This window comes from Methanosarcina sp. A14, from assembly GCF_001729375.1.
GTDB classification, from domain to species: domain Archaea; phylum Halobacteriota; class Methanosarcinia; order Methanosarcinales; family Methanosarcinaceae; genus Methanosarcina; species Methanosarcina barkeri.
Map to the genome: position 1 here is coordinate 1 of NZ_LZPK01000268.1, position 3,106 is coordinate 3,106.

At 39.4% G+C, this 3,106-nt stretch carries 2 protein-coding genes; one reads left to right on the forward strand and one right to left on the reverse strand.

Going from position 1 to position 3,106, the window contains the following annotated elements; all coding sequences use genetic code 11:
- Positions 1-400: 400 nt before the first annotated feature.
- Entirely contained in the window at positions 401-2,101 is a 1,701-nt protein-coding gene (locus tag A9239_RS12480; RefSeq protein WP_048117402.1) for a SulP family inorganic anion transporter, read from the reverse strand.
- Between the two features lie 539 nt (positions 2,102-2,640).
- Between A9239_RS12480 and A9239_RS12485 the strand changes: the two genes are divergently transcribed.
- Complete coding sequence (locus A9239_RS12485) at positions 2,641-3,003, forward strand: STAS/SEC14 domain-containing protein (protein WP_048117404.1); 363 nt, start codon at positions 2,641-2,643, stop codon at positions 3,001-3,003.
- The last annotated feature ends 103 nt before the right edge of the window (positions 3,004-3,106 follow it).

Sequence of the window (3,106 nt, forward strand, 5' to 3'; positions counted from 1 at the left end):
GTTTAAGCAATAATCTGTTATAACTAAGCAGTAATCTTTTATAATCTGGCATATTTTACAGGCAAAGAAAACGAACGTGGGCTAAAAGATATTTCCTGGCACGGGTGCAAGCTCTACAGTCCAGGCTGGGACGACCCTCGTGCAAGAGCCCTTTCTTTTACCATGGGAGAACCCGGAGACGAAGAAGATATACATGTTATGATGAATATGTACTGTGAGCCTCTTGAGTTCGAAATTCAGGAACTCAAATGTATATAAGTAGAAGCTGGTATAGAGCAGTCGATACGTTCCTGCCTTCTTCTCAGGAAATTGCCGGAGCCGGAGAAGAAAACAGCGCAGAAATTCCGGGCACTGAAAAAAGTTGAAGTTTTAAAATTAGTGTGAAAAATTATCTGTAGATCTAGCGTAACGAACCATCTGTTGATTTTTTATATGCCTCTATAACATCCTGAACTGACTCAAAGATATGGTCTTTACCAATCATTTGAGTTATGCCGTCTCGATCCAGCTCATTCATCACAGGCTGTACTACTTCACTTAATACAAGAGTAATTTCCAGTTTTTGCAGTTGTGTATACACTTTTTTGAGCGTCTCTGCAGAAGTGAAATCGATATCTCCAATGTTTGTGGCAGAAATGCAAAACCATTTAAGTGAACCATTTTTTATGGCAAGATCTATTATTTCTTCCGCGAAGCGGCCTTCGTTAGCAAAGTAGAGGTTTGAACCAAAACGGTAGATTAACAGTCCTTCAACAGCTTGCTGTCCACTTTCTAGTGGAAATGTCTTCATTGCCCCTCCTGCCTTTGGAACAAGCAGAAGGTTCAGTGGCCTGTAACTATGTCGCAGGTGAGCAATGATCGAGAGTACAATAGCTATAAGGATTCCCTGCTCGACACCTATAACTACTACCGTTATAGCCGTTATCAAGGCAACAGCAAACTCTACAGGCCGCTGTTTGTGAAGGGCGGTCATTCCTTCGATATCGATAAGATGCAAACCAATAAGGAATACCATAGACGAAAGTACAGCTGTGGGTAAATAGGCGAATGGTCCGGTAAAGAACAACAGTACTAATATAACAGTGAAGACCGTTGTGAGCTGAGTAAGCTGTGTCCGACCTCCGGCATTTTTGATCATTTCAGTCTTGGTTGGACTGCCGTTGACAACGAAAGTCCCTGATATCCCTGCTGCTGCGTTAGCAAGGCTCAATCCAATGAGATCCGTATTTTCATTAAAAGTGTCGGAAAACTTAATGGCATAAGCACGAGATGTTGCAGCACTCTGGGCAAGGATAATAACAAAACAAGAAATGGATATGTTAAAGATCTCTGGGAAATTTGAAAGCGGGATTTGAGGAAAAGAAATTTGTGGCAGACCTTGTGGTACTGTGCCAAGGACGCTAATCCCATAAGAGGAAAGGTCTAATATCCGGCTTGCAGCAATTGCACCAATAATCGCTATTAGTGAACCTGGAAATTTGTGGCTGAGCTTTTCGCCAAGAACAATAACCCCAATTACGGATAATGAGACCAGGAGTGTGGGAGTATTTGTAAGAAAGAGGTTTCTTACTAAAGAGATGATCTGCACAGATGTTCCATCTGGTTCTGAAGGTATCCCAAGCATCCCGCTAATCTGTGATATAGAGATGTAGATACCAGCACCTGTGAGAAATCCTATCAAAACCGTGTAGGAGAGGAAGTCAGCGAGAAAACCAAGTTGGAACAAACCTCCAAGGAAAAGCAAGATTGCTACGAGTAGAGCGATTGCGCTTGCATATGCGACATATTGTGAAGATCCCGGCACGGCTATCGTTGTTAGTCCACTTGCTATAATTGCCGCGGTTGCGGAATCGGCGCCAACGACAAGATGGCGAGATGAACCAAAAATGGCAAAAGCTAACATTGGAAACAGGATTGTGTAGATTCCAGTAACTACAGGCATGCCTGCAATTTTAGTGTATCCCATAACTTCGGGGATGGCAAACGCTGCGAATGTTATCCCTGCGATAATTTCCAGGGGTATTTGTTTGGATTTGAGGGGTAATATTCCCTGAAAGAGGGAAAGATGAAAAGATCTTCTGGAATTCTGTGCAGGTTTCATATTCGCTCTAATCTCCTTACAATAAGGTAATTTTTTGATTTAAATCCTTGAATGACGGATATATCAAACCAGCCTAATATCCGCATGGATTTTCAAACCTTTGATCTTATCTTGCAGGTCATATGTTTCGATCTACAGCTTTAATTATAATTATCGATTTGTTTCTATTGATTTTTATTTATCTTCTTTCAATTATTTCCTGGTTATGATACCATTGTTTTCTCAGTTCAACCGCATAAATCCTATTTATTTTTCATGATAAATCTTTTGAATATGATATGAATATAATGGTCCGAGTCAAAGTTTATATTCATTCAAATTAATAAATTAAAAACTCAAACTAAAAACTCAAACTAAAAACTCAAACTAAAAACTCAACTCAAAAACTCAACTTAAAAACTCAACTTAAAAACTCAAAACTCTAATGGCATAAGGCTAAGAAAATTATATTGAATTGCTATCGGATAGCAATTTGCAGGAAAAGCCATTTGAATATCTTGTGGGGCGCTACAGTTCTTGTATACTAAAGGGGGAGTTAAATGATAGAGATCATGCAGGGTTTGCCGGGAAATGTCGTAGCAGTCAATGTAAGTGGAGAAGTAACTGGGGATGACTACAAAAATGTATTAATTCCTGCTGTTGAGGACAAAATCAAGAAGTATGGTAAGGTTCGTATTCTTTATCACATGGATAAGGAACTCGAGTGGTTTACCCTTAATGCCATGCTGGAAGATGCCAAAGTTGGCATACTGAACATTACAGACTTTGAAAAGATTGCAGTTGTTTCAGACGTGGACTGGATGAATGTTGCCGTTGAAATCTTTAAGTTTATTGTTCCTTTTCCGGTGAGAACCTATAAGAATGAAGAGCTTCTTGAAGCAGAAACATGGATCAGTGAATGAACCTTCATAAAAATGATAGGTTAAAAATCAAGACTCTTCGCTATTTAGAATGGGCAAATTTATAGCTACTTCTTTAATGATCTTTATTTTTGAACATTATTTT